A 23,375-nucleotide genomic window follows, 5' to 3' on the forward strand; every position below is an offset into this window, starting at 1 on the left:
CCGAATGTCAGGATCCGGCCGGCGCGAGCAGTATCCACAGTGGACCGGTGGCCATCGGCACCGCGTGGCCGGCCGCGTCGGCGAAGATCGTTGCCTCACTGCGGCTGGTTCGGGACCAGGTGGCCTGGAAGGTCTGGCCGTCGCGGAGCACGGTCGCCTGACCGCTGCCGACCGTGACGGCCACCGGCGACGGATTTCCCGCCACGTCACCGGGAACCGTGCCGGCACGGGTCGTCACGTGCTGCACGACGACGGTGGCCGCGCTCAGTCGGCCGCCGTCGGTGGTGGTCAGCGGCGTGCCGTCCATGGAGATCAGCCACTTCTGGTCCGACCACTCGAAGTCGAAGCCGACCGACGCCACCTGCTCGTGCTGCTTGGCCGCGGGCGTGCCACCGGCCGGGGCCGCGCCGGTCAGCTCCTGGGTGATCGGCCCGACGCCCTTGGGCAACTGGTCCGGGTGCACGTACAGGTCGTGCGGCGCGGCCCGCTTGCTGTCGCGGAAGTACGCCGCCGGAACCGCGCTCTGGCAACCGGTTTCCATGCCGGCGCTGCGCAGCAGCGGCACCAGTTCCGGGGCCGAGCCCGAGCAGGCCAGCGTCGGCTTGCCGTACTGGCCCAGCATGTCGATGTCCGTCTCACGGGCGCTGCGCACCGGCCCGATCACCGACGGCAGCTTGCCCAGGTACACGGCCGCGATCCGGGTCAGGCCACCCTCGACCGGCTCCACGTACACCACGTCGGCGGCGTCCAGCCCGGTCTGGGGCCGGGCCGCCGCCACGTTGTCGATCTTCACCACCAGCGCCGAGCCCGGCGGCACCACCGGTGTCGTGCTCGTCGGCGCGGGCCCCGGCGACGGCGCGCCGCCGCACGCGGAGATCAGCACCAGCACCGCCGCCACGGGCACCAGCCGGAATCGCGCCATTCCCCCATCTAACGCCATGCCGCCCCACCCCCACCCGCCCGATCACACGATCAGGTCAGCGCGAAGGCGGGGGTCAGCCGTGGTGGCCGCCACCGCCGTCGCCGAAGCCGCCCCCGTGGTGGCCACCGCCGTCGTGGTGATGGTGGTGACCGCCGGAGCCCCCGTTGTGGTGGTCTGACGACGTGTCGCCCGAGTCGCCGGAGAAGAAGCCGTTGAAGTGGTTGCCGCGTCGGCCGCCGCGCAGCGCCCACGCGAGGGCGCCGAGCACAACACCGGCCAGCGCAATCAAGAACACCGCGTCCATCATGGCCAACACCTCCCGCGGCCGCCGCTGCGTGGTCCCCCGACCCCGGGCCGCGCGGCCTGTGACAGGAGTGTTCCCCGGTCCTGGCGCGGTTTCTACGGACTTGAGCAAGGTTTGAGCCGGTGGATTGTTTTTGGTCGTCACTGAAGCCATAGTGCTCTATACTGTTGCGCGTGGATCGACGCGTCGGGCTCGGCACCATCCTGGTGCAGTGGGGGCGGATCGGCTGCATCGGCTTCGGCGGCCCACCCACGCACATCCTGTTGCTGCGCAAGCTGTGTGTCACCGAACGGGGCTGGCTCAGCGCCGAGGAGTTCGAGGACGGCATCGCCGCCACCAACCTGCTGCCGGGGCCGGCATCGACCCAGTTGGCGATCTTCTGCGCGTGGCGGCTACGGGGCGTGCCGGGCGCGCTGCTGGGGGCGATCGGCTTCATCTGCCCCGGTCTCGCCGTGATTCTCGCCCTGGCCGCGCTGTTCCTGAGCGGCCAGCCGCCGCTGTGGCTGACCGGGGCGGCGGCCGGAGCCGGCGCGGCGGTCGCCGCGGTGGCCGTGCACGCGGCCGCCGGCCTCGTCCCGGCCAGCTGGCGCCGAGCCCGGAATCGAGTCCGGTGGATCGTCTACGCGACCCTGGGCGCGGGAGCCACCGTCCTGGTCGGACCATGGGTCGTGCTCGTGCTGGCCGGCTGCGGCTTGGCCGAGATCTCCTTGCGTGACAACACTGTCCGGACGATGGCGTTGCCGCTGTTGGGAGGCGTCGCCGGCGGGCTGCCGTGGGTGGCGTTGAAGGTCGGAGCCCTGTCGTACGGCGGCGGATTCGTGATCATCCCACTGATGCAGGCCGACGCCGTCGATCACTATCACTGGATGACCGGCGCGCAGTTCCTCAACGCCGTCGCCCTCGGGCAGATCACCCCCGGGCCGGTCGTGCAGACCGTCGCCGTCGTCGGCTACGCCGCCGGCGGGCTGGCCGGCGGACTGCTCGCCGCCCTGCTCGCCTTCACGCCGTCGCTGCTCTTTGTCGTGGTGGGCGGCCCCCGCTTCGACCGCCTGCGGGCCAGCGCCGCCGTTCAGTCCTTTTTGGACGGTGCTGGGCCGGCGGCGATCGGGGCCATTGCCGGCTCGGCCGTGCCGCTCGGGTTGACCCTGCACCATCCGTGGCAGGCGATCGTGCTCGCGCTCGCCGCCGCATGGCTCCTCTTGCTGCGCCGCGGGGTCGTCACCGCACTGCTCGGATCCGCCACCCTCGGCGTCACGGCCGCGCTGGCCGGGCTCGCGGTGGGCTGAGCGTAGGGCCCGGGACCAGCGTCAACGCGTCGAACGCCGGTCCCGGCGTGGACAACGGCACCGCCACCGCGACCGCCGCCGTCCACTCCTAGCATGACATCCCGGCCGGCCGGGGTCTCACTCCGGTTCGAGCATCGGGAACAGCCGCGCCACCACCGCCACCGGCGCCGCGTCGGCCGGCCGCGCGGCCGGGACCGTCTCGCGGTGGCGGAACAGGGCGATCACCGACCGGATCGCGTCGCCCATGGCCGTCATCTCGTCCGGCGTGAGGTAGACGATCTCGCTGAACGCCTCGTCCTTGCGCCAGGCCGCCGGGGCCTGCGCCCGGTTGTCCCGCCAGCGCTGGTAGCTCTCGTCCTCCAGCCGCCGGTTCAGCTCACCCAGCTCCGCCGGCGCCTCGCCCCGGGCCAGCCGCCAGGGGCGGGCCCGGCCGGTGGCGCCCGGCACGTCCTCCACCAGGCCCTGCTCCGCCAGTTTGCGCAGGTGGAACGAGTACAGCCCGGTGTTACCACCCAGCTCCCGCGCCGCGTCCGTCGAGGTGATCTCGTCACGCGTGCGCAGCAGCTCCAGCAGCGCCTCCCGCACCGGATGATCGTCCATAGTTTGCAAAGATACTTGTTTGCAAACTACTCGGCAACCGCTCTACCCTCCCGCCATGACTGTGCTGCCCGTGCGCCTGTTCGGCGACCCCGCCCTCACCCAGCCCGCCACCCCCGTGACCGACTTCGACCGGGAACTGCACAAGCTCGTCCGGGACCTCCACGAGACACTCGACGATCAGCAGGGCGCCGGTCTCGCCGCCCCGCAGCTGGGAATCCTCCGCCGCGTCTTCGTCTTCCACATGGGCGAGCACCGAGGCCACCTGGTCAACCCCACCCTGCGCTTCCCCGACGAGCAGGAGCAGGACGGCCCCGAGGGCTGCCTGTCCATACCCGGCCTCTACTTCGACGCCAAGCGCCGCCTCAACGTCGTCGCCAAGGGCTGGACCATGCACGGCGACCCTTTGCAAATAGTCGGCGCCGGCGACCTCGCCCGCTGCCTCCAACACGAGACCGACCACCTCGACGGCGTCCTGTTCATCGACCGCATGGACCCTACCCGCCGCCGCGCCGCCCTCCGCGCCATCCGCTCAGCCGACTGGCATACCCCGCCCACCGTCAAGCTCTCCCCCCACACCGGTTTCTGGCAGCGCTGACGACCTCACTGACAAGCGGGTTCACCCGATCGGGCACACTGGCCGCCATGGCTGGGGTGCAGCCGCGCCTGTTCCGACCTCAACCGGCACGAAGAGGCGTACCGCTATGGGTTTGAAGGACTCGCTTGGGCCCAGGAGTGCCGGGACGAACTGGGCGAGGCCCATACTTGTCGGGCCGTGGCCCGGGCCTGTGAGCGGCGGGGCGACAACGCGGAGGCGCTGGCCCACACCACGCGCGCGTTGGAGCTGTACGAGAAGCTGGGCAAGGCATTCAGCGGTTCCCATGCGCTCAACGAAATCGGCTGGTACACGGCGAAACTCGGCCGGCTCAAGGACGCTCACGGCCACTCGGCCAAGGCCCTTGAACAATGCCGGGACCGCAATGACCGCAGCGGCGAGGCGGCCGCGCTGCTGACCCTCGGCTTCATCGCCAACCTCACTGGCGACGCTGTCGAGGCGATTCGCCTGTACGAGCAGTCGCAGGCGATCTCGCTTGAGCTCGGCGACGCCAAGAACGAGGCGAAGGTGCTCGACCATCTCGGCGACGCGGCGGCCGCCATCGACCAGGCCAAGGCCAGCCAGGCGTGGGATCGCGCGGCCAAGCTGTACAAAGCGCAGCGGCTGCCCGAGGAAGCGGCCCGTGTCAAGGAGAAGCTCGCCGGCCTGCGCTAGCGCCCCGTCAGGATCCGGGGGCTGGGCGGGAGGGATGGCGTAAGGGAGACGGAAGGGGGGCGGGGGCGGTTCTACGGTGCGGGGATGCGGCAGGTACCGGACGTTGAGCTGACCGATGCGTGCGAGGTTGTGGCGGACACGATCGAGCAGGCGACGGCGGCGTTGTTGGGGGCGGATCCGGTGGGAGCATGGCGGGTGCTGAGCGCGGCGACGCCGGCCAGTCGGTTGGTGGACTGGCAGGAGGAGACGATCGCGGTGCTGGTGGGCCGGCGGCGGCTGGCGCATCGGGAGCTGCGGGAGGCGATCGCGGCGGCGAGGGCGGTGACGGAGCTGGAGCGGATGCACGACCTGGCCCGGCACATCGCGAAGATCGTGCGGATGCACGGGGAGAGCCCGGTGTTGCCGACGGCGTTGCGGCAGCGGTTCGCGAACATGGGGGACATCGCCCGGGAGATGACGTTGTCGGCGGGATGCGTGCTGTACTACGGAGATCGCGGGTACGTGCAGACGGTGGCGGCGGCGGAGAAGGAGATGGACGAGCTGCACCGGTCACTGTTCCCGGTGTTGACGACGGTGTGCCAGGACGACGTGAACCGCATCGATGCCGGTCTGGTGAGCCAGTTCTACGAGCAGTACGCCGACCACGCGGCGCAGCTGGCGGCCCAGTTCGCGGCGACCTGCGCCGACAAGCAGCAGGCCTAGCGACAAGCAGCCGCCAAGAGGCACACGGCAGATCCAGAGACAAACAGCCGGGCCGAGAACACACGGCGGATCCGGGCACGAGCGGCGAGGCTAGAAGAGGCGTCCGAGGTCTTCGGCGGGTGGTTCTTCCAGGGCCAGCAGGAAGCGTTTGCGGGACAGGCCGCCGGCGTAGCCGGTGAGCCGGCCGTCGGCGCCGACGACGCGGTGGCACGGGACGATGATGCTGATGGGGTTCCAGCCGTTGGCGTTGCCGACGGCCTGCGCGCCGCCGGGGTCGCCGAGGGCCACGGCGAGCTGACCGTAGGTTCGGGTTGCGCCGTAAGGGATTTCCAGCAGCTGGTGCCACACGGCGAGTTCGAACGCGGAGCCGCGAGGGGCCAGTTCGACCGAGAACGTGGTGCGGGCGCCGGCGAAGTACTCGTCGAGCTGGGTGATCACGTCGCAGAAGCCGGAGTCGTCGCGCGGCCCGAGGCTGGGCAGCCGGGGATTGCGGCTGTGCCCCGCGAAGTACAGCCCGATCAGCGCGGCCCCGTCGGCGACGAGCGTCAGGTCGCCGACGGGCGAGCCCGTGATCGTGTGCCGAACGCCCATGGCCCCAGACTAGCGACCACCATGGCCCCGGCGATGGCGGCGATGGCCAGCCAGTCGATCCACGCCAGCCGCTGTCCGAGCACGACCAGCCCGACCAGGGCGGCCAGCACGGGGTTGACGCTCATGAACAGCCCGAAGAACTGGGTCGGCACGCGCCGCAGAGCGACCAGGTCGACGAGGAACGGCACGGCGGAGGACAGCACGCCGGCGGCGAGGGCCTCGCCGAGGGAGTTCCAGGTCGGCGGGTGCAGAACCAGCGCGACCAGGCCGATCGGCACGTACACGAGCCCGGACACTAGGGCCGCGGCGGCGGAGCCCTGAGCACCGGGCAGCCGCTGGCCGACGGTCCGGTTCAGCAGGATGTAGCACGCCCAGCAGGCGGCGGCGAGCAGCGCGAGCGCGATGCCGAGGTAGTCGGCACTGGGCTGCGGGCGGGCGAGCACCATGGCGGCGGGGGCGGCGACCAGGGCGCACCCGATGTCGATCAGACGCCGCGAGCCGGCCAGCGCGATGGCGACCGGGCCGAGGAATTCCAGGGTCACGGCCAGCCCCAGGCCGATCCGGTCGATCGCGGTGTAGAGCGACAGGTTCATCGTCGCGAACACGAACGCCAGGGCCAGCACGGGCCGCCACTCGCGCGCGGTGAAGGACCGCAACCGCGGGCGACCGGCCGCGAGTAACAGGGCGCCGGCCACCCATTGCCGCACGGCGACCACGCCGGCCGGCCCGATCACCGGGAACGCCAGCGCCGCCGTCGCGGCGCCGACCTGAGTGGACAGGGCGCCGCCCACCATCATCGCCATCCCACCGACGCGTTCAGCCATGACGGCAGCCTGCGCCGGGCCGTCGCATACGCAAAATGCATCCGACACGCCATCTATACGCTGGGGTCATGGATCTCGAACTGCGGCAACTCCGCTGCCTGGTCGCGATCGTGGACACCGGCACGTTCACCGACGCGGCCATCGAGCTGGGCGTGTCCCAGGCGGCGGTGTCGCGCACGCTGTCGGCGCTGGAGCGGGTGCTTGGCGTCCGCCTGCTGCACCGCACCAGCCGTTCGGTCACGCCGACGACCGCCGGCGTGCAGGTGCTGGCCCGGGCCCGGCAACTGCTGGCTGAGGCCGACAACCTGGTCCGCGAGGCGACGACGGGCCACACCCGGCTGCGCATCGGGCACGCCTGGTCGGCGGTCGGCCGCCACACCGCCGAGTTCCAACGGCGGTGGGCGGCCCGCCATCCGGGCGTGGACCTGTTGCTGGTCCGCACGAACACGGCGACCGCCGGCCTGGCCGAGGGCCTGTGCGACCTGGCCATCGTCCGCACGCCGGTCGACCACCACCGCTTCTCCCACGCGACGGTGGGCAGCGAGCCCCGCTACTGCGTGCTGGCGGCCGACGATCCGTGGGCCAGGCGGCGGTCGATCACCCTGGCCGAGGTCGGCGAGCGGGTCGTGATGGTCGATCACCGCACCGGCACGACCACGCTCGACCTGTGGCCGCCGGGCCGCCAGCCCCGGCTGGAGCCGATCAACGACGTCGACGACTGGCTGGCGGCGATCGCGACCGGCCGCAGCGTGGGCATCACGCCGCAGTCGACGGTCACCCAGTACCAGCGCGACGGAATCGTCTACCGGCGGCTGCGCGACGCCCCGCCGGTGCCGGTGAACCTGGTGTGGCGCAGCCATGATCCGCATCCGGCCACGCACGCGGCGATCGCCCTGCTCACCGAGCTGTACCAGGAAGGCTCACCATAGGCCGCAGACCGAGGACGCGGACCGGGCGGCGGACACGACGGCGGTCCACGGCGGCAGCGGCTGGCCGACCTCGGGCCGCTGGATCCAGTCCTCGGGCCCGGGCAGCGGGATCTCGGCCCCGATGTGCAGCCAGCCGACCTGGATCCGCACCAGGTCGGTCCAGGTGGCCTGGCGCAGCGTGGTCCGGGGCTGGGTGAGGAAGATCCATTCCCGCTGCCGGCCGGCCGACCGGATGATCGGCGCGCGCAGCATGCAGCGGGTGAGGATGCCATTCACCTCGGCCCCGAAGCCGGCGCGCATGATCAGCGCGTCCACCGCGTCGCCGACGACTATGCGGTCGCCGGCGAACAGGTGGAGGTCGGACGGGGTGTTGGCAACGGCGGTCATGGATGCCTCTCCCTATGAACAGGGTCGGATCCACGTGACGGTAGGCAGGACGGCCGGCCCGGCCGGCGGCGATCACGGCGCCACGAGGGAAATCCCTTGAAACGCCGCACCTGTCCCACCGCGATCGGGTACACCTGGACGATGGGGAGCATGCGTGCGGACCTGCTCAGACCGCTGTTGACCTCGTTGCGTGGCCACGATCCGGACCGGCCGGCGTTCAGCGACGGCCGGCGCACGGTGACCTACGGGGATTTGTCGCACAACACCGGCCGCCTCGACGTCGAACGAGGCGAACGGGTCCTGCTCCACATCGGAAACCGCGTGGAGTTCGCAGAGTACCTGCTGGCGACGCTGCGGTCCGCGGCGATCGCCGTGCCGGTGAGCGTGCGGGCAACGGAAGCGGAACTGGCGTACATCGCCCGGGATTCGGGCGCGACACTCATCGTGACCGAGGCCCGCAACGCCGAGTTGGCCCGGCACATGAACTTGCGCACGGTGATCGTGGAGGAGGGGCCGGCGTTCGGGCCGCCGCGGGACGACCTCGGGGTGGACGAACCGGCCTGGCTGCTCTACACATCCGGCACGACCGGTCGGCCCAAGGGTGTGCTGACCACGCAGCGGGCGATGTTGTGGTCAACGGCGGCCTGTTACGCCACCACGTTCGGACTGTCCGAACAGGACACCATCCTGTGGCCGCTGCCGCTGCACCACGCCTACGCGCTGTCACTGGCGTTCGTCGGTTCGATCACGCTCGGTGCGCACATCCGCATCGCCGACGGCGATCTGGGGCGGCTGCTGGCCGAGCATCCCGGTTCGGTGCTGGCCGGGGTGCCGACGACGTATCTCCAGTTGCGCCACGGCGGGTCGCCGAGGCTGTGTCTGTCCACCGGGGCGGCGACCACCCCGGCGATGCGGGCCGCGGCGCGGAAGCTGTTCGGCGACGTGCCGTTGCTCGACGGCTACGGCAGCACCGAGACCGGCGGCAAGATCGCCGTGCAGCGGCCGGGCGAGGAGGCCCTGACTCCCCTGCCGGGCGTGGACGTCCGGATCGTGGACGGCGAGATCCAGGTCCGCAGCCCGGGTTTGATGCTCTGCTACCACAACCAGCCGACAACGTCCGTTGTGGACGGTTGGTACCACACCGGCGACGCCGGCGAGTTGGCCGACGGCAAGCTCACCGTGCGCGGCCGGATCGACGACATGATCATCTGCGGCGGGCAGAACGTGCACCCGCTGGAGATCGAGGCCGTGCTGCTGGAATCGCCCTCGGTGCGGGACGCGCTGGTGGTCGGGCGGCCGGACGATCTGCTGGGCCAGGTGCCGGTGGCGCACATCGTGCCGGCCGAAGGCGGCTTCGATCCCGAGCAGCTGCGCCAACTCTGCCTGCGGCGGCTGTCCCCGCACAAGGTGCCGGTGGCGTTCGAGTCGGCGGAGGCGATTCCCCGTACGGCATCGGGGAAACCGCTGCGCCGGCTGTTCACGCCGGCGTCCGATGTCGCGGCCGTGGTGCGGGCCGAGATCGTCGCGCTGTGCGGTCACGACGGCGGCGACTGGTGGCGCGACCGCCCGTTCGTCGAGCTCGGGCTGACGTCGATGGCGAGTGTCCAATTGCGACACCGGATCGCCGACCTGACCGGTGTCGAGCTGCCGCATGCCCTGGTCTACGACTTTCCGACGCCGGGCGAGGTGATCGCCGAGGTCGACCGCATCCGTGCCGGGCAACAGGATTCGGAGCCGGCGGGTCGCCGGCCGGTCGCCGATGAGCCGATCGCCATCGTGGCCATGGCCTGCCGCTATCCGGGCGGGGTCCGTTCGCCCGAAGGCCTCTGGCGGCTGGTGGCTGACGGCGTCGACGCGACCGGGGACTTCCCCACCGACCGCGGCTGGGATCCTGACCTCTACGACCCGGATCCCGACCACATCGGCGGTTCCGTCACGCGTCGTGGCGGATTCCTGTACGACGCCGCCGAATTCGACGCGGGCCTGTTCCGGATCTCGCCACGCGAGGCGCTGGCCACCGATCCGCAACAGAGGCTGCTGTTGGAGACGTCATGGGAGCTGTTCGAGCGGGCCGGCATCGACACCGCCTCGCTGCGCGGCAGCGACACGGGCGTGTTCGTCGGCGTGATGAACGAGGACTACGCCAGCCGGTTCGATTCACACGAGTTGGAGGCACGGCTGGGCATCGGCTCTTCGCACGCGGTCGCCTCGGGGCGGATCTCCTACACCTACGGCCTGAACGGGCCAGCGGTCACCGTCGACACCGCGTGCTCGTCGTCGCTGGTGGCCCTGCACTGGGCGGCCCGGGCGCTGCGTTCCGGCGAATGCTCGCTGGCGGTGGCCGGCGGGGCGACGGTGATGTCCACTCCCCGCGCGTTTCTGGCCTTCGGCCGGCAACGCGGCCTGTCGCCGGACGGCCGCTGTCGGTCCTATGCGGCCGGCGCCGACGGCACCGCGTGGTCCGAGGGCGTCGGAATCCTGTTGCTGGAGCGGCTGTCCGACGCCGAGCGGAACGGCCATCCGGTGCTGGCGCTGCTGCGCGGCTCGGCCGTGAACTCGGACGGGGCGTCGAACGGGCTGACCGCGCCGAGCGGCCGGGCCCAACGGGCGGTGATCCGCACGGCCCTGGCCGACGCCGGTCTGTCCACTTCGGACGTCGATGCCGTCGACGGGCACGGCACCGCCACCCCGCTGGGCGATCCGATCGAGGCCGAGGCACTGATCGCCACCTACGGCCAACGACGCGATCGTCCACTGTGGCTCGGTTCCGTGAAGTCGAACTTCGGGCACACCCAGGCGGCCGCCGGGGTCGCCGGTGTGATCAAGATGGTCGAGGCCCTGCAGCACGGACAGTTGCCGCCCTCGCTGTACGCCGATGATCCAACGCCTCGCGTCGATTGGACGGCCGGCTCGGTGTCGTTGCTGGCCGAGGCCCAGCCGTGGCCGGCCGGGGGCCGGATCCGCCGGGCCGGCGTGTCGTCCTTCGGTATCGGCGGCACCAACGCGCACGTGATCATCGAGGAACCGCCGGCTGTGGAACCGGCTCCGGGCAAGGAATTCCCGCCGGTGCCGTGGCTGCTCAGCGCCGCTGATCCGGCCGCGCTGCGGGCCATCGCCGCCGACCTGCTGTCCATTGAGGACACAACACACGTCTCCTTCACCCTCGCGACCCGCACGGCGTTGGATCACCGCGCGATGGCCGGAGATCGCGCCGCGCTGCGGGCCATCGCCGACGGCGCGACTGTCGGCCGGACCGTGAGTGCCGGGGCCAAGGTCGCATTCCTGTTCAGCGGCCAGGGCGCCCAACGAGCGGGCATGGGCCAGGAGCTCTCCCGGCTGTTCCCGGTGTTCGCCGAGGCCTTCGACGAGGCATGCGCGGCGGTCGGCGACACCGTGCGGGAGGCGGCGTTCACCGGCGGACAACTCGACCGGACCGACCATGCCCAGGGCGCCCTGTTCGCGTTCGAGGTGGCGTTGTGCCGACTGTTGGCATCGTGGGGCGTGCGGCCGGATTTCCTGGTGGGGCACTCGATCGGCGAGATCGCCGCCGCCCACGTCGCCGGTGTGATGTCGTTGGCCGACGCGGGAACCCTGGTGGCGGTGCGGGGACGGCTGATGGCCGCGTTGCCGTCCGGTGGAGCCATGATCGCCGTGGACGCGACCGAGGCCGAGGTGACGCCGCTGCTGGCCGGGCCGGTGTCCATCGCGGCGATCAACGGCCCGCGCTCGCTGGTGCTGTCCGGCGAGGAGGCCGCGGTGACGGCGCTCGCCGGCCGGTTCCGCCGCAGCACCCGGCTCACCGTCAGCCACGCCTTCCACTCGCCGCTGATCGAGCCGATGCTGGACGAATTCCGGGCCGTCGCCGAGAAACTGACCTATCACCGGCCGGAGATTCCGCTGGGCGCGTCGGAGATCGACGCCGACTACTGGGTGCGGCACGCCCGTGACACGGTCCGGTTCGCCGACGCACTGTCCACCGTGGACGCTTCGATCTACCTGGAAATCGGGCCCGATGCCGTGCTGAGCCGACTAGCCGCGCCGGCGGTCTCGACGACACAGTCGGGCGAGGGGCTGCTCAACGCCGTCGGCGCGCTGCACACCGCCGGCATCGCCGTGGACTGGCGGGCGGTCTTCCGCGGCAGCGGCGCCCGATTGGCCGACGTGCCAACCTATCCGTTCCAGCGCACGCGCTACTGGCTTGACCCGCAACCCCATCGACCGGCCGCCGCCCTGCTCGGGCCGGCGCTGCGGGCCCCGGACTCGCCACGGATCACGCACGGCGGGTCGATCGGCCGGCGCGCCCAGCCCTGGCTCGACGATCACCTCATCGGCGGCGAATCCCTGGTGCCGGGCACAATGTTCATCGAGGTCGCCCTCCAGGCCGGCTCGGCCGTCGAGGAGCTGACCATCGAGCGGCCGCTGCGCGTGCGGGACGAGATCCAGCTCCAGGTTGTGCTCGACGACCGACGGATCGACATCTACGCCCTCGCCGGCGACGAGTGGGTCCGCCACGCCACCGGCCGCGTCGGCTCCCTAACCCCGAAACCTGTTTCACACCAAGGAGAATGGCCGCCAGCCGGCGCCGCCGCGGTCGATATCGCCTACGACCTTCTCGGCTACGGCCCGGCTTTCCGCGCCGTGACGGCGTTGTGGCGGCGCGGCGACGAGATCTTCGCCGAGGTCGAGGCCGACGCCTTCCCCGTCCTGCTCGACGCCGCTATGCACTCGGCCGCGCTGGCCGAGGGACCGGGCGCCGCCCGGATGCCGTTCCTCTGGGCCGGTGTGGACCGCTACGCGACGGTTCGCCGGGCCCGGGTGCGCTGCACGCCAACGGGTTCTGACGCTGTTCGGGTCGAGCTCTTCGACGATGCCGGGGAGCCGATCGCCGTGGTGGCCTCGATGCTCACCCGGCCGCTGCCGGCCCAGCAGACCATGCTCTACCGTCCACACTGGACCGAAGTTCCTCGCACTCCGGCCGTCGAGGACACCATGCTCGTCGAGATCACCGGCGGGGACGTCCGGACGCTGACCAGCAAGGCGCTGGACGAACTGCATCGGTGGCAGCAGACCGACAGTCGGCTGGTGCTCGTGACGAGGAACGCCACGGCGGCGGATCCGAACCTCGCTGCGGCGGCGGTGTGGGGGCTGGGATTGTCGGCGGCGGCAGAATACCCGGGACGGGTCACGATGGTCGACCTGGACTCCGAGTTCCCACTGGATCGGGTGTTGCCAGTGGTCGGCGGCAGCCGAGAACCGCAGCTGGCCATTCGGGCCGGAGTGCCGCACGCGATGCGGGTGACCCGGGCGGTGCCGTCGACCACAAAGCCGATCGACCCGGCGGGCACGGTGTTGATCACCGGGGGCGCCGGCGGGATCGGGCTGCTGATCGCCCGGCACCTGGTGAACGAGCACGGCGTCCGGAATCTGGTGCTGGTGAGCCGAAGTCCGGGCGAGGTCGACGTGCCGGCCCGGGTGGTGGCCGGTGATGTGGCGGACCGGGAGTTCGTGGCGAGACTGGTGCGGGAATGCGATCCGCCGGTCACAGCGGTCATCCACGCGGCGGCGGTGCTCGATGACACCGTGCTCGCGGCCCAAACTGCGTCCACAATGGACACTGTGTTGCGGCCGAAGGCCGACGGGGCCTGGAACCTGCACGAGGCGACCGAACACCTGCCGCTGACGGCGTTCGTGCTGTTCTCCTCCGTCGCCGGCGTCTTCGGCAAGGCCGGGCAGGCCAACTACGCGGCGGCCAACCGCTACCTCGACGCCCTCGCCGCGCACCGGCGGGCCCGTGGCCGGCCGGCGGTCTCGATGGCCTGGGGCCTCTGGGATGTCGGCCTCGGCGGCCAGCTCTCCGCCCAGGCCCGCCGCCGCATCACCGCCGCCGGCATCACCGGCCTCACCCCCGAGCAGGGCCTGGCCCTGTTCGACGCCGCCATCGGCTCGGCCGAGCCGGTGCTCATCCCGGTCCGTTTCGACGGCGGCGCACCGGAAATCCCGGCCGTCGCCGGCGTGCGGGCGACCTCGACACGCCGGTGGCCGCGAAGGCCCTCGCTGGACGAGCTGACCGCCCTGCTCCGAACCGAGCTGGCCGAGGTGCTCGGGCATGAGGACCCGACGCGCCTGCCGGCCGACACACCGTTCTCCGACCTGGGTTTCGACTCGCTGACCGTGGTGGAGACCCGCACCCGCCTAGCCGCCCGCACCGGCCTCGACCTGCCGGCCACCCTGCTGTTCGACCGGCCGACCGTGGTGGATCTCGCCGCGCACCTGCACGGCGAGATCCACCACTAGCCCCGGTCAGCGGGTGCGCTCCAGCAGGGCGAACAGGTTCTCCCAGTGGCGCTGCTCGCCGGCCGCGTTGTAGGCGGCGGTGTCGGACATGGTGAAGCCGTGCTCCGCGCCCTCGTACAGCTCGGAGCGGTAGGTGACGCCGGCCTCGTCCAGCGCGGCCTCCAGCGTCTTGATCTGGTCGGCGGTCATCGAGTGGTCGTGGTCGGCGTGGCCGAAGTAGACCTCGCCGGTGATGCTGCCGACACGCAGGTGCGGGCTGGTGGGCTCGTCGGTGGCCAGCCGGCCGCCGTGGAACGAGGCGATGGCCTTCACCCGGTCCGGCAGGGCCTCGATCACCTCCAGGGCCCTGGTGCCGCCCATGCAGTAGCCGGTGATCACGACCGGGCCGGCCTCGACGCCGTCCTGCGCGTGCAGGAAGTCGATGTACTTGGTGGCGTCGCGGGTGATGGCCGCGGCGTCGAGCGCGCCGACCAGCGGCATGATCCGGCCGAACAGGGCCTCCCGCTTGCCGGCGTCGGCCAGGTCGGCCGTGTCGATCTCCAGCTTGCCGCCGCGGTAGAGCAGGTTGGGCGCCAGCACGGCGTAGCCGCGGGCGGCGATGATGTCGGCCATCTCCCGCAGCCGCGGCCGCAGGCCGAAGGCGTCCATGAACAGGATCACCCCGGGACCGCCGCCGTCCGGCACCACCAGGTAGGCCTCGGCGACGCCGTCCTCGGTCGGCACGTTCACCGTTTCCTTGCGCATGAGGTCACTCCAGTCGCGAATCGGAACCATGCTTCCGCCTAACTTACCGCTCGGCGAGCAGCACCTTGCCGACCGCGTCCCCACTTTCCACCAGCCGGTGCGCGGCGGCGATCTCGGCCAGCGGAAACCGGGCGGCGACCGGATGCGTGAGCACGTTGTCGGCCAGCAGCCGGTTGACGTGCTCGGTGGCCGCCCGCACGGCCGGCGGCGGCATCGTGAACACCTGCACGGTCCGGATCGTCACCCCCTTGCGCATCAGCGGGTAGAACGGCAGCGCCGGCTCGGCGACGGCGTCCGAGCCGTAGGCGGCGATCGTCCCGTTCGCCGAGATCACGGCCGCTGTCAACGGAAGATTCGCCCCGAACGCGACATCCACGATCCGCTGCACGCCGCCGCCGGCCAGCTCGAGGATCTCGGCGACGGCGTCGTCCGAGCGGTAGTCGACAACGTGGTCGGCCCCGGCCGCCAGCGCGGACTTCTGCTTGTCCGGGGAGCTGGCGGTGGCCAGCACCGTGGCCCCGCCATGCTTGGCCAACTCGATGGCGTAGTGGCCGACCGCGCCCGCCCCGCCGGTCACCAGCACGGTCTTGCCGGCGACCGGACCGTCGGCGAAAACTGCCCGATGTGCCGTCAGCGCCGGCACGCCCAGGCACGCGCCCACCTCGAAGGAGACGTTGTCCGGCAGCGGCAGCGCCCGGTCGGCCGGCACCACCACGTACTCGGCGGAGGTGCCCAGCGCCCGGCCGTGGTTGGCGGAATGCACCCAGACCCGGCTGCCCAGCCGCTCCGCCGGCACCCTCGGCCCGACCCGGTCGATCACGCCGGCCCCGTCGTCGCCGGGCACCACCCGCGGCCCGAGCATGGCCCGCTCGCCGGCGCCGGCCCGCCGCTTCACGTCGGCCGGATTGACGCCGGTGGCCCGCAGCCGGACCCGCACCTCCCCGATGCCCGGCTCCGGTTCGGGGAACTCCCCCACCACCAGGACGTCGTCGGCGGCCCCGGGGCGGCCGTACCAGGCGGCCCTCACGCCAGGAACTCCGCCAGCGCCTCGGCGACGAGCTCGGGCCGCTCCAGCGTCTGCATGTGCGGCGTGCCGGGCAGTTCCCGGTAGCGGGCGTCGGGGATCCTCGACGCGATGCCGCGCATGATCTCCGGCGTGGTGGAGACGTCGGCCGCGCCGGCCAGCACCAGCGTCGGCAGGCCCAGGCCGGCCAGTTTCCCTTGCACGTCAAGGCCCTTGAACGCGCGCCAGGCGGCGGCCCAGTCCCTGGAGTCGCCGCCCAGCACGCGTTCCCGGGCGTACCGGACGCTGTCCCCGTTCACGGCCAGCGCGTCGGCGGTGAACCACCGCGTCAGCGACGGGGCCACCTGTGCCGCCATGCCCTCGGTCTCCCCGGACGACGCCCGCCCCTCGAAGGCGTCGAACGGGAAGTCCGTGGTGGCCAGCAGCGACAGCGACGCGAACCGCTCCGGCGCGGCCACGGCGGCGGTCTGCGCGATGCCGCCGCCGAACGACAGCCCGACGACGTGGGCTCGCTGCACGCCGATCGCGTCCAGCACACCGATGAGGTCGCGGGCCGTGTCGGCCATCGTGTACGGGCTCGGCGACCCGGCCGCCACCCCGTGACCCCGCACGTCGTAGGCGTAGACGCGGCGGCCGTCGGCCAGCACGTCCATCACCGGCGCCCACATCCGCCAGTCCAGGCCGAGGGCGTGCACCAGCAGCACCGCCGGCCCGGTGTCGCCGCGCTGGGCCACGATCGTGTCGTGGTCAGTCAGCCGGATCCGGTGGGTGTGGGCCGGCGGTTCTGCGTCCGCGGCGAGCCGCCGGGGCCAGCCGGTGTCCAGGGCGAGCCGCTGGGCCAGGCCACGGACGCGTGCTTCGGCCAACGAGGTCATGCCGTCACTGTCGTCCACCGTTCGGCCATACGTCCAAGACCTGATGACGCTGATGGTCAGACCTCTGAGATATCACCGTCGACGGCGAGGTCGGGATGGCCGACCATGAAGTCGATCAGCGTGGCCAGCGCCGGCGTCGGACGGCGATGCGCCGACCAGGCCAGGGCCGGCGTCCACACCGGCTCCGGGGACAGCTCCACCACGTGCACGGCCGGGCCGGCGGCGCGGGCCACCGACCGAGGCATGATCGCCGCCGCCAGGCCGACGTTCACCAGCGTCCGCGCCGTGCTGTAGTCGCGGGTCTCGAACCGCACCCGCGGCTGCGCGCCGGCCGCGGCCAGCGCCCCGGCGATGATCTCCCCCACCGCCGAGCCCGGCGGGTACTTGATCAGGTCCACCCCGTCCAGCTCGGCCACCGTCAGCCGGCTCTGCCCGGCCAGCGCCGTGTTCACCCCCGTGACCAGCACCAACGGCTCCGCGCCGAGCGGATGCGAGAGCAGGCTGCGGTCGCCGGGCGGCGGCGGGGCCGCCAGGGTCACCACGTCCAGCCGGCCCGCCTGCAGGCCGGCCAGCATCTCGGTGGTGTTCTGCTCCTGGAGCTCCACCTCGACCGCCGGGTACGTGCCGGAGAACGCCGCGAACACCCGGGCCAGCCGGGCGGTCAGCCCTCGGGCCAGGCCCAGCCGGATCCGGCCCCGCACCCCGCCGGCCCAGCCCAGCATCTCCTGCTCCACCGCGACCAGGTCGGACAGGATCCGCTCGGTGTGCCGCAGCAGCGCCGCGCCGGCCGGGGTCAGGGCGACCTTGTGGTTGTTGCGCTCGAACAGGTCCAGCCCCAGCTGCCGCTCCAGCTTGCGGATCTGCTGGGACAGCGCCGGCTGGGCGATCCGCAGCGCCTCGGCGGCCCGGGTGAAGTGCAGCTCCCGGGCCACTGCCTGGAAGTACTCCAGCTGACGCGAACTGATCATAAGCGGAGTGTCTCACCACACCCCCCGGTGAGACACTCCTGGCGTTGGGCGGGCGGGCTGTCAGGGCGGTGGGGGGCTGTTGGCCTAGACGAGTAGCACCAGCTTGCCGCGGACGTGGCCCTCCTCGCTCTCGTCCATGGCCTCGGCCGCCTCGTCCAGCGGATACGTGGCGACGGGCAGCTTCAGCTTGCCGGCGGCGGCCAGGGCCACGCCTTCGGCCAGGGCGCCGGGCACCTGCTCGTCGGGGCTGCCGGCGGTGAACCGCACGCCCAGCGAGGCCGCGTCGCCGTCGGCGATGGTGATCACGCGCTCGGTGCCGCCGGTGAGCTCGATCAGCGCCGGCAGCCCGCCCCGCCCGGAGGCGTCGAGGGCGGCGTCGATCTGGCCGAGGGCGTCGACGGCGTCGATCAGGCCGTCCCCGTAGAGCACGGGAAGGACGCCGAGCGACCGCAGGTACTTGTGGTTGCGGGCGCTGGCGGTGCCGATGACCCGCAGGCCCCGGGCGATCGCCACCTGGGCAGCGATGGAGCCGACGGTGCCGGCGGCGCCGTCGATCAGCAGCGTCTCGCCGGCGGCCAGGTTGAGCAGCGCCAGCGCCCGATACGCCGTGGTCACGCCGGTGTTGAGGGCGGCGGCGTCGGCCCAGGACAGCTCGGCGGGCTTCGCCACCAGGCCGCCGACCGAGGCCAGGGCCTTCTCCGCGTACGACCCCGAGGCGGCGCCGAGGACCTCGTCGCCGACGGCGAAGGCGGTGACGTCCGGCCCGACGGCCTCGACCACGCCGGCCACGTCCACGCCGGGCACGGCCGGGAACGAGCCGGGCATCGACGGCCCGAACAACCCCTTGCGCACTTTCCAGTCGAACGGGTTGACGCCGGCGGCCCGCACGGCCAGCCGCACCTGCCCGGGCCCCGGCTCCGGGGCCGTCCGCTCGGCCAGGGTCAGCACCGAGGAGTCGCCGTGCTCCGAGTACTCCACGGCCTGATACGTGTTCGACATCGAGGTTCGCCCCTTCCGGCTGTCACCTGTCCGGACCAACCCTGCCCTGCCCGGCGTTGTTCCGCGACTGTTCGCGGGTTGTCGTTCGCCGACCGGACGCCGACACCGAACTTGCCGCCGGCCGCTACTAGTGGCCTGGTCGGACTAGGTGGGGAGCGAAATCGTGGACGATGGGCAGTTCGGCAGATCACTTCGGATGCAGCGGGAGACGGCCGGCCTGACGCAGCGGGAGCTGGCGGTCCGGGCCGGGGTGAGCGTCCGCTCGCTGCGCTACTGGGAGAACGGGAAGGTGAGCACGCCGCGGATGGCGTCGCGGCAGCAGATCCAGCGCGTGCTGGACGGCGCGCCGCCGCGGGCCGGCGACCGGGTGCAGATCGGCGTGCTCGGGCCGCTGGTGGTGCTGGGCCGCACGCGCGAACTGGGGTTCCTGCGGCCGAAGGCGGCGGCGCTGCTCGCGGTCGTCGCCCTCCAGCCGAACCTGGAGGTCGGCCGGGACGAGATCACGCAGGTGCTGTGGGGCGACGAGCCGCCGAACTCGAGCCGGCGGCTGCTGCGCGGGCACGCCGACGCGGTGCGCCGGATGCTCGGCCCGACCCTGTCGCTGCTGGCGGTCGGCAAGGGCGGTTACCTGCTCAAGGTCGAGCGGGGCCAGCTGGACGTGCTGGAGTTCCGGGCCCTGGCCGGCCGGGCCACGGCCGCGCAGAGCATGGGCGACCTCGTCCGCGCGTACGACCTGTGCGCGTCGAGCCTGGACTGCTGGCGCGGCACGCCGCTGGTCGGCTTCGACCAGCGGCTCCGCCATCACCCCGCGGCCGTGGCCCTGACCGAGCAGCGCCTGGCGGTGGCCCGCGAGTACGCCGACCTCGGCCGCCGGATCGGTCGGGACGCCGAGGTCGACGCCCGGCTGCGGCTCATTCCCGACACGGGGGCTGGTAGTCGATGTTGGGCAGGTACTGCGCCCACTCGGCCGGCGTGATCTCCGGGTAGACCCGGGCGCACACCTGCCGCGCGACCTGGTCCGGGTCGGTGCTCCAGAGCCGGGCGGTGTCGTCGTTGCCGGCGCTGGCCAGGGTCTGCCCGTCCGAGCTGAACGCCACGCCCAGCACGCCCTTGGCGTGACCCGAGATCACGGCGTACGGGGCGGGGCGGCTCGGGTCGGCCAGGTCCCACAGGCGGATCGTGCTGTCGCCGCTGCCAGTGGCCAGGGTGCGGCCGTCGGGGCTGAACGCGGCGGCGAACACGATGTCGGTGTGCCCGGCCAGGGTGGCCAGCGGCCGCGGGTGCGCACGGTCGGAGACGTCCCACAGCTTGGCCGTGGTGTCGCCGCTGCCGCTGGCCAGCGTCCGGCCGTCGGGGCTGAAGACGACCGAGTAGACCATGTCGGTGTGGGCGTCGATGGTGGCCAGCGGCGTCTCGGCCGCCGGGTTGCTGACGTCCCACAGGCGCACGGTGTTGTCGCCGCCGGCGGTGGCCAGCGTGCGGCCGTCGGGGCTGAAAGCGATGCCCAGCACCGTTTTGGTGTGCCCGTTGAGCCGGCTCAGGTCGCGCGGCGCGGTCGGGTCGCTGATGTCCCGCAGCTGCACCAGCCGGTCGTTGTCGGTGCTGGCCAGGATGCGGCCGTCCGGGCTGATCGCGGTGGCGAAGACGGTGTCGGCCACCGCGATCGTGGTGCCGCCGGGCGGCGCCGACAGCAGCCGGCCGTCCTTGTCCCACAGCCGGGTCGCGTTGTCGTTGCCGGCGCTGGCGATGACCTTCTCCGACGGCCCGACCACCACCGCGCGGATCGGCTTGCCGGTGCTCGGGAAGACCAGCCGCGAGGTCGGAACGCCGGTGGGGTGCGAGTCCCAGGACCGGACCGTGCCGTCTTTGCCGGCGGTGTAGAGGGTTCCAGGCTGGCCGAAGGCCACCGCGTTCACGGTGTCGGTGTGCCCGCCCAGCGGCAGGCTCGCCAGGTCCCAGACCCGGACGCTGCGGTCCCAGCTGCCGCTGGCCAAGGTCCGGCCGTCGGGGGCGAAGGCCAGCGCGATCACGAAGTTGGTGTGCCCGGTGAGCACGTCCAGCCGCTGCGGGCGCGTCGGGTCGGCGAGATCCCAGATCTGCACGGTGTTGTCGGCGCCGCCGATGGCCAGTATCCGGCTGTCGGGGCTGAAGGCGACCGAGGTGGCCTGGTTGGCGTGCGGGATCACGGCCAGCTCGCGGACGTTGCGCGGATCGGTCATGTCCCACAGGCGGGCGGTGTTGTCGTTGCCGGCGGTGGCCAGCATCGCGCCATTGGGGCTGAACCGGACCGACCGGATGTCGTTGTCGTGCCGGATCGGCGAGGGCAGCTCCTTCGGGTCGCGCGGGTCGCCGATGTCCCAGAGCCGTCCGGTGTCGTCGTAGCTGCCCGAGGCCAGCGTGCGGCCGTCCGGGCTGATGGCCACCGAGTTGACCTGGTCGGTGTGGCCCCCGATGACGGCGATCGTCACCGGCCGGGACCGGTCGGACAGGTCCCACAGGCGGATCGTGTTGTCGTCGGAGCCGGTGGCCATCAGCTTCTCGTCCTCGCTGATCGCCACGGCGTCGACGCCGCCGGTGTGTCCCTTGGCCGTGCCGATCTCCTGCGGGTGCCGGGGATCGGTGACGTTCCACAGCCGCACGGTGTTGTCGTCGGAGCCGGTGGCCAGCGTCTTGCCGTCGCGGGTGAAGGCGATGGCGTTGACGTCGTGGCCGTAGCCGGTGAGGTCGGCGGCCACCTGCGGCTGCGCGCCGCTGACGTCCCAGATCCGGACCTTCTTGTCCTCGCCGCCGCTGGCGATGTAGTGGCTGTCCGGGCTGTAGGCCACCGCCCAGACGTTTCCGGTGTGGCCCAACAGCTTCGTGGCGTACGGGGTGGCGAACGCGGCGAGCAGGCTGGAGCGGGCCTCGACCGTCGGCCGCAGTCGGTACGCCGCCAGCGCCAGCTGGGCCGCGAGCGCCGGGTTGGCCGCCCTGAGCTGGGCCGCCTGGCTGGCGACGCTCTGCGACAGGGCGATGTCCCGCTGCTCGTTGGCGGAATTCTGGGCGGTGATGGCCAGTCCCGTCGCCGTCGCGGCGACGATCAGCAGCAGTGTCAACGTGACCACGCTGATCCGCAGCCGGGTGGTGTGCCGGTGGCTGACCTTCTGCTCCTCCTCGGCGGCCCGGAGGCTGGCGTCGAGGAAATCCCGTTCACGGGCGGTCAACGCGCCGGTGGCGGCCCACTCGCGGGCCACCGCCAGCCGGGTTCCCCGGTACAGGGCGCCCTTCTCGCGTCCCAGCTCCTGCCAGCCGGCGGCGGCTTCGGCCAGCTGACGGTGGATCCGCTGCCCCTCGCGGTTGTCGGCCAGCCACTCCCGCAGCCGGGGCCAGCAGCGGATCAGCGCCTCGTGCGTGATCTCCACCGTGTCGCCGTCGACGGTCAGCAGCCGCCGGTCCACGAGGCGGTCGATGAGCTCCTCGTAGTCGCCGAGGTCGTCACGGGCCATGCGGCGCTTGGTGTCCTCGACGCCGGTGAGCCGCAGGAACAGCTCGCGCAGCAGATCCTGTTGGTGTGGAAGGAGTTCGGCGTGCAGGGCCTCGGCCGTGTGGGCGAGCGCGCCCTCGATGCCGCCGGTGGCCCGGAAAGCGGTGAGCGTGAGGGTGTTGCCGCGGCGGCGGCGCCAGGTCTCGCGCAGCGCGTGCGAGAGCAGCGGGAGCACGCCCACCTGGCCGTGCGTGTGCACGACGAGCTCGGCCAGCAACGCGCCCTCGACCGTGCAGCCGACGCTCAGCGCCGGCTGGGTGATCGCCTGCCGCAGCTCGTCCACGGTCATCGGGCCGACCGCGATCTGGGCGTCGCGCAGGGCCTCGACCAGCTCGGCGTGGGCGGTGCAGTGACCGTAGAAATCGGCCCGCACGCCCAACACCACCAGACAGCGCTGCTGCGCGGCGGCCAGCAGGGTGTCGATGAACTTGGTCCGCTCGTCGAGGTCCTCGCACAGCGTGAAGACCTCCTCGAACTGGTCGACGACGATGATCGGATCGTCGTCGTCGGAGAGGGACTCGAGTTCCCGCATCGGATGCGCGCCGGGGGCGAACAGGAGGATGCGTCGGTCCGGCTCCTCGGCCCGCAGCCGCGGAATGAGACCGGCCCGCAGCAGCGAGGACTTGCCGGCCCCTGACGCGCCGAACACCCCGACCAGGCGGCGCTGGGCCAGCCGGCCGGCGACCAGGTCCACCAGTCGTTCGCGTCCGAAGAACCGGTCCGCGTCCTCGGCGCCGAACGCCGCCAGGCCCACGTAGGGCGAGGCCTCCTCGGCCTGGTCGGACTCCGGCTCCGGCACCGCGACCTCGGCCGCCGCCTCGCGCCAGCGCCGCTCCCAGTCCGCCACGTCGCCGCCGCAGGCCTGCACGTAGGCCAGGGTCACCGCCAGGCTCGGCAGCTTCCGGCCGGCGGCGGCGTCCGACAGCGTGCCGGCCGCGTAGTGGGCGCGGCGGCCGAGTTCGCGGTAGGGCGGGTTGCCGGCCCTCGCCCGCAGCTCGCGCAGGCCGGCGGCGAAGCGAGCGGGCCCGTCGTCGGTGTCGAGCGGACGTTCTCTCCTCGGCATTCATGCTCCAGGGTGGGGAACTCGGTCCTGGGGCCAGTATGCCGCGATTCGACCCGGCCTGAGGTCGTGCGGG

General features: G+C 72.4%; 19 protein-coding genes. 7 read left to right on the forward strand and 12 right to left on the reverse strand.

Annotated elements, in window-relative coordinates:
• Positions 1-7: 7 nt before the first annotated feature.
• Both ACIG5F_RS19230 and ACIG5F_RS19235 read right to left on the reverse strand, forming a co-directional pair.
• A complete protein-coding gene (locus ACIG5F_RS19230; protein ID WP_396519114.1) occupies positions 8-922 on the reverse strand; it encodes a DUF3048 domain-containing protein in 915 nt (304 codons plus the stop codon).
• A 73-nt stretch (positions 923-995) separates the two neighbouring features.
• Entirely contained in the window at positions 996-1,229 is a 234-nt protein-coding gene (locus ACIG5F_RS19235) for a hypothetical protein (protein WP_396519116.1), read from the reverse strand.
• Positions 1,230-1,399: 170 nt separating this feature from the next.
• Here ACIG5F_RS19235 and ACIG5F_RS19240 point away from each other — a divergent pair, with 170 nt between their 5' ends.
• Positions 1,400-2,512, forward strand: a complete 1,113-nt coding sequence (locus tag ACIG5F_RS19240; protein ID WP_396519118.1) for a chromate transporter — start codon at positions 1,400-1,402, stop codon at positions 2,510-2,512.
• Between the two features lie 117 nt (positions 2,513-2,629).
• Here ACIG5F_RS19240 and ACIG5F_RS19245 read toward each other — a convergent pair whose 3' ends face one another.
• Positions 2,630-3,112: a helix-turn-helix domain-containing protein gene (locus ACIG5F_RS19245; protein ID WP_396519120.1), complete on the reverse strand. Its 483-nt coding sequence runs from the start codon at positions 3,110-3,112 to the stop codon at positions 2,630-2,632.
• 55 nt (positions 3,113-3,167) lie between these two features.
• Between ACIG5F_RS19245 and def the strand changes: the two genes are divergently transcribed.
• From def to ACIG5F_RS19260, 3 genes are all read left to right on the forward strand, one after another.
• Positions 3,168-3,707: a peptide deformylase gene (gene def, locus ACIG5F_RS19250; RefSeq protein WP_396519122.1), complete on the forward strand. Its 540-nt coding sequence runs from the start codon at positions 3,168-3,170 to the stop codon at positions 3,705-3,707.
• A 177-nt stretch (positions 3,708-3,884) separates the two neighbouring features.
• Positions 3,885-4,379, forward strand: a complete 495-nt coding sequence (locus tag ACIG5F_RS19255; RefSeq protein WP_396519124.1) for a hypothetical protein — start codon at positions 3,885-3,887, stop codon at positions 4,377-4,379.
• Positions 4,380-4,463: 84 nt separating this feature from the next.
• Positions 4,464-5,081, forward strand: coding sequence for a phosphate signaling complex PhoU family protein (locus ACIG5F_RS19260; RefSeq protein WP_396519126.1), 618 nt, complete (start codon positions 4,464-4,466; stop codon positions 5,079-5,081).
• Positions 5,082-5,171: 90 nt separating this feature from the next.
• On the opposite strand, the gene ACIG5F_RS19265 is transcribed toward ACIG5F_RS19260, so the two are convergent.
• Both ACIG5F_RS19265 and ACIG5F_RS19270 read right to left on the reverse strand, forming a co-directional pair.
• On the reverse strand, positions 5,172-5,672 hold the full coding sequence (locus ACIG5F_RS19265) for a methylated-DNA--[protein]-cysteine S-methyltransferase (RefSeq protein ID WP_396519128.1): 501 nt from the start codon (positions 5,670-5,672) through the stop codon (positions 5,172-5,174).
• Complete coding sequence (locus ACIG5F_RS19270) at positions 5,627-6,496, reverse strand: EamA family transporter (protein ID WP_396519130.1); 870 nt, start codon at positions 6,494-6,496, stop codon at positions 5,627-5,629. Before ACIG5F_RS19270 ends, ACIG5F_RS19265 begins: the two co-directional genes overlap by 46 nt.
• Positions 6,497-6,564: 68 nt before the next feature.
• On the opposite strand from ACIG5F_RS19270, the gene ACIG5F_RS19275 reads away from it, so the two are divergent.
• Complete coding sequence (locus ACIG5F_RS19275; protein WP_396519132.1) at positions 6,565-7,425, forward strand: LysR family transcriptional regulator; 861 nt, start codon at positions 6,565-6,567, stop codon at positions 7,423-7,425.
• On the opposite strand, the gene ACIG5F_RS19280 is transcribed toward ACIG5F_RS19275, so the two are convergent.
• On the reverse strand, positions 7,417-7,812 hold the full coding sequence (locus tag ACIG5F_RS19280; RefSeq protein ID WP_396519134.1) for a hypothetical protein: 396 nt from the start codon (positions 7,810-7,812) through the stop codon (positions 7,417-7,419). The two genes, ACIG5F_RS19275 and ACIG5F_RS19280, sit on opposite strands and share 9 nt — an antisense overlap.
• A gap of 150 nt (positions 7,813-7,962) precedes the next feature.
• Between ACIG5F_RS19280 and ACIG5F_RS19285 the strand changes: the two genes are divergently transcribed.
• The gene (locus tag ACIG5F_RS19285; RefSeq protein ID WP_396519136.1) at positions 7,963-14,106 is read left to right on the forward strand and encodes an SDR family NAD(P)-dependent oxidoreductase; all 6,144 of its coding nucleotides are present in this window, start codon (positions 7,963-7,965) and stop codon (positions 14,104-14,106) included.
• A 6-nt stretch (positions 14,107-14,112) separates the two neighbouring features.
• Here ACIG5F_RS19285 and ACIG5F_RS19290 read toward each other — a convergent pair whose 3' ends face one another.
• The 5 genes from ACIG5F_RS19290 to ACIG5F_RS19310 all read right to left on the reverse strand — a co-directional run bounded on the left by ACIG5F_RS19290 (position 14,113) and on the right by ACIG5F_RS19310 (position 18,716).
• Positions 14,113-14,850, reverse strand: coding sequence for a dienelactone hydrolase family protein (locus ACIG5F_RS19290; protein ID WP_396519138.1), 738 nt, complete (start codon positions 14,848-14,850; stop codon positions 14,113-14,115).
• Positions 14,851-14,893: 43 nt separating this feature from the next.
• On the reverse strand, positions 14,894-15,877 hold the full coding sequence (locus ACIG5F_RS19295) for an NADPH:quinone reductase (RefSeq protein ID WP_396519140.1): 984 nt from the start codon (positions 15,875-15,877) through the stop codon (positions 14,894-14,896).
• On the reverse strand, positions 15,874-16,767 hold the full coding sequence (locus ACIG5F_RS19300) for an alpha/beta fold hydrolase (protein ID WP_396519142.1): 894 nt from the start codon (positions 16,765-16,767) through the stop codon (positions 15,874-15,876). The genes ACIG5F_RS19295 and ACIG5F_RS19300 overlap by 4 nt, the downstream gene beginning before the upstream one ends.
• A 38-nt stretch (positions 16,768-16,805) precedes the next feature.
• The gene (locus tag ACIG5F_RS19305) at positions 16,806-17,717 is read right to left on the reverse strand and encodes a LysR family transcriptional regulator (protein ID WP_396519144.1); all 912 of its coding nucleotides are present in this window, start codon (positions 17,715-17,717) and stop codon (positions 16,806-16,808) included.
• 84 nt (positions 17,718-17,801) lie between these two features.
• Positions 17,802-18,716, reverse strand: coding sequence for an NADP-dependent oxidoreductase (locus tag ACIG5F_RS19310; protein ID WP_396519146.1), 915 nt, complete (start codon positions 18,714-18,716; stop codon positions 17,802-17,804).
• 163 nt (positions 18,717-18,879) lie between these two features.
• Between ACIG5F_RS19310 and ACIG5F_RS19315 the strand changes: the two genes are divergently transcribed.
• Positions 18,880-19,692 (forward strand): BTAD domain-containing putative transcriptional regulator, encoded by an 813-nt coding sequence (locus ACIG5F_RS19315; RefSeq protein ID WP_396519148.1) that lies wholly within the window; start codon positions 18,880-18,882, stop codon positions 19,690-19,692.
• Here the strand turns inward: ACIG5F_RS19315 and ACIG5F_RS19320 are convergent.
• Positions 19,628-23,302, reverse strand: coding sequence for a hypothetical protein (locus ACIG5F_RS19320; protein ID WP_396519150.1), 3,675 nt, complete (start codon positions 23,300-23,302; stop codon positions 19,628-19,630). The genes ACIG5F_RS19315 and ACIG5F_RS19320 overlap by 65 nt on opposite strands.
• Positions 23,303-23,375: the final 73 nt, after the last annotated feature.

The sequence above is a fragment of the Kutzneria sp. NPDC052558 genome (assembly GCF_044547355.1).
Classification (GTDB): domain Bacteria; phylum Actinomycetota; class Actinomycetes; order Mycobacteriales; family Pseudonocardiaceae; genus Kutzneria.

Excerpts from the sequence above, each read along its gene's own strand:
- ACIG5F_RS19280 (WP_396519134.1), bottom strand. The coding sequence starts at position 7,812 with ATGACCGCCGTTGCCAACACCCCGTCCGACCTCCACCTGTTCGCCGGC.
- ACIG5F_RS19265 (WP_396519128.1), bottom strand. The coding sequence starts at position 5,672 with ATGGGCGTTCGGCACACGATCACGGGCTCGCCCGTCGGCGACCTGACG.
- ACIG5F_RS19260 (WP_396519126.1), top strand. The coding sequence starts at position 4,464 with ATGCGGCAGGTACCGGACGTTGAGCTGACCGATGCGTGCGAGGTTGTG.
- ACIG5F_RS19270 (WP_396519130.1), bottom strand. The coding sequence starts at position 6,496 with ATGGCTGAACGCGTCGGTGGGATGGCGATGATGGTGGGCGGCGCCCTG.
- def (WP_396519122.1), top strand. The coding sequence starts at position 3,168 with ATGACTGTGCTGCCCGTGCGCCTGTTCGGCGACCCCGCCCTCACCCAG.
- ACIG5F_RS19320 (WP_396519150.1), bottom strand. The coding sequence starts at position 23,302 with ATGCCGAGGAGAGAACGTCCGCTCGACACCGACGACGGGCCCGCTCGC.
- ACIG5F_RS19310 (WP_396519146.1), bottom strand. The coding sequence starts at position 18,716 with ATGTCGAACACGTATCAGGCCGTGGAGTACTCGGAGCACGGCGACTCC.
- ACIG5F_RS19245 (WP_396519120.1), bottom strand. The coding sequence starts at position 3,112 with ATGGACGATCATCCGGTGCGGGAGGCGCTGCTGGAGCTGCTGCGCACG.
- ACIG5F_RS19305 (WP_396519144.1), bottom strand. The coding sequence starts at position 17,717 with ATGATCAGTTCGCGTCAGCTGGAGTACTTCCAGGCAGTGGCCCGGGAG.
- ACIG5F_RS19285 (WP_396519136.1), top strand. The coding sequence starts at position 7,963 with ATGCGTGCGGACCTGCTCAGACCGCTGTTGACCTCGTTGCGTGGCCAC.
- ACIG5F_RS19230 (WP_396519114.1), bottom strand. The coding sequence starts at position 922 with ATGGCGCGATTCCGGCTGGTGCCCGTGGCGGCGGTGCTGGTGCTGATC.
- ACIG5F_RS19275 (WP_396519132.1), top strand. The coding sequence starts at position 6,565 with ATGGATCTCGAACTGCGGCAACTCCGCTGCCTGGTCGCGATCGTGGAC.
- ACIG5F_RS19235 (WP_396519116.1), bottom strand. The coding sequence starts at position 1,229 with ATGATGGACGCGGTGTTCTTGATTGCGCTGGCCGGTGTTGTGCTCGGC.
- ACIG5F_RS19290 (WP_396519138.1), bottom strand. The coding sequence starts at position 14,850 with ATGCGCAAGGAAACGGTGAACGTGCCGACCGAGGACGGCGTCGCCGAG.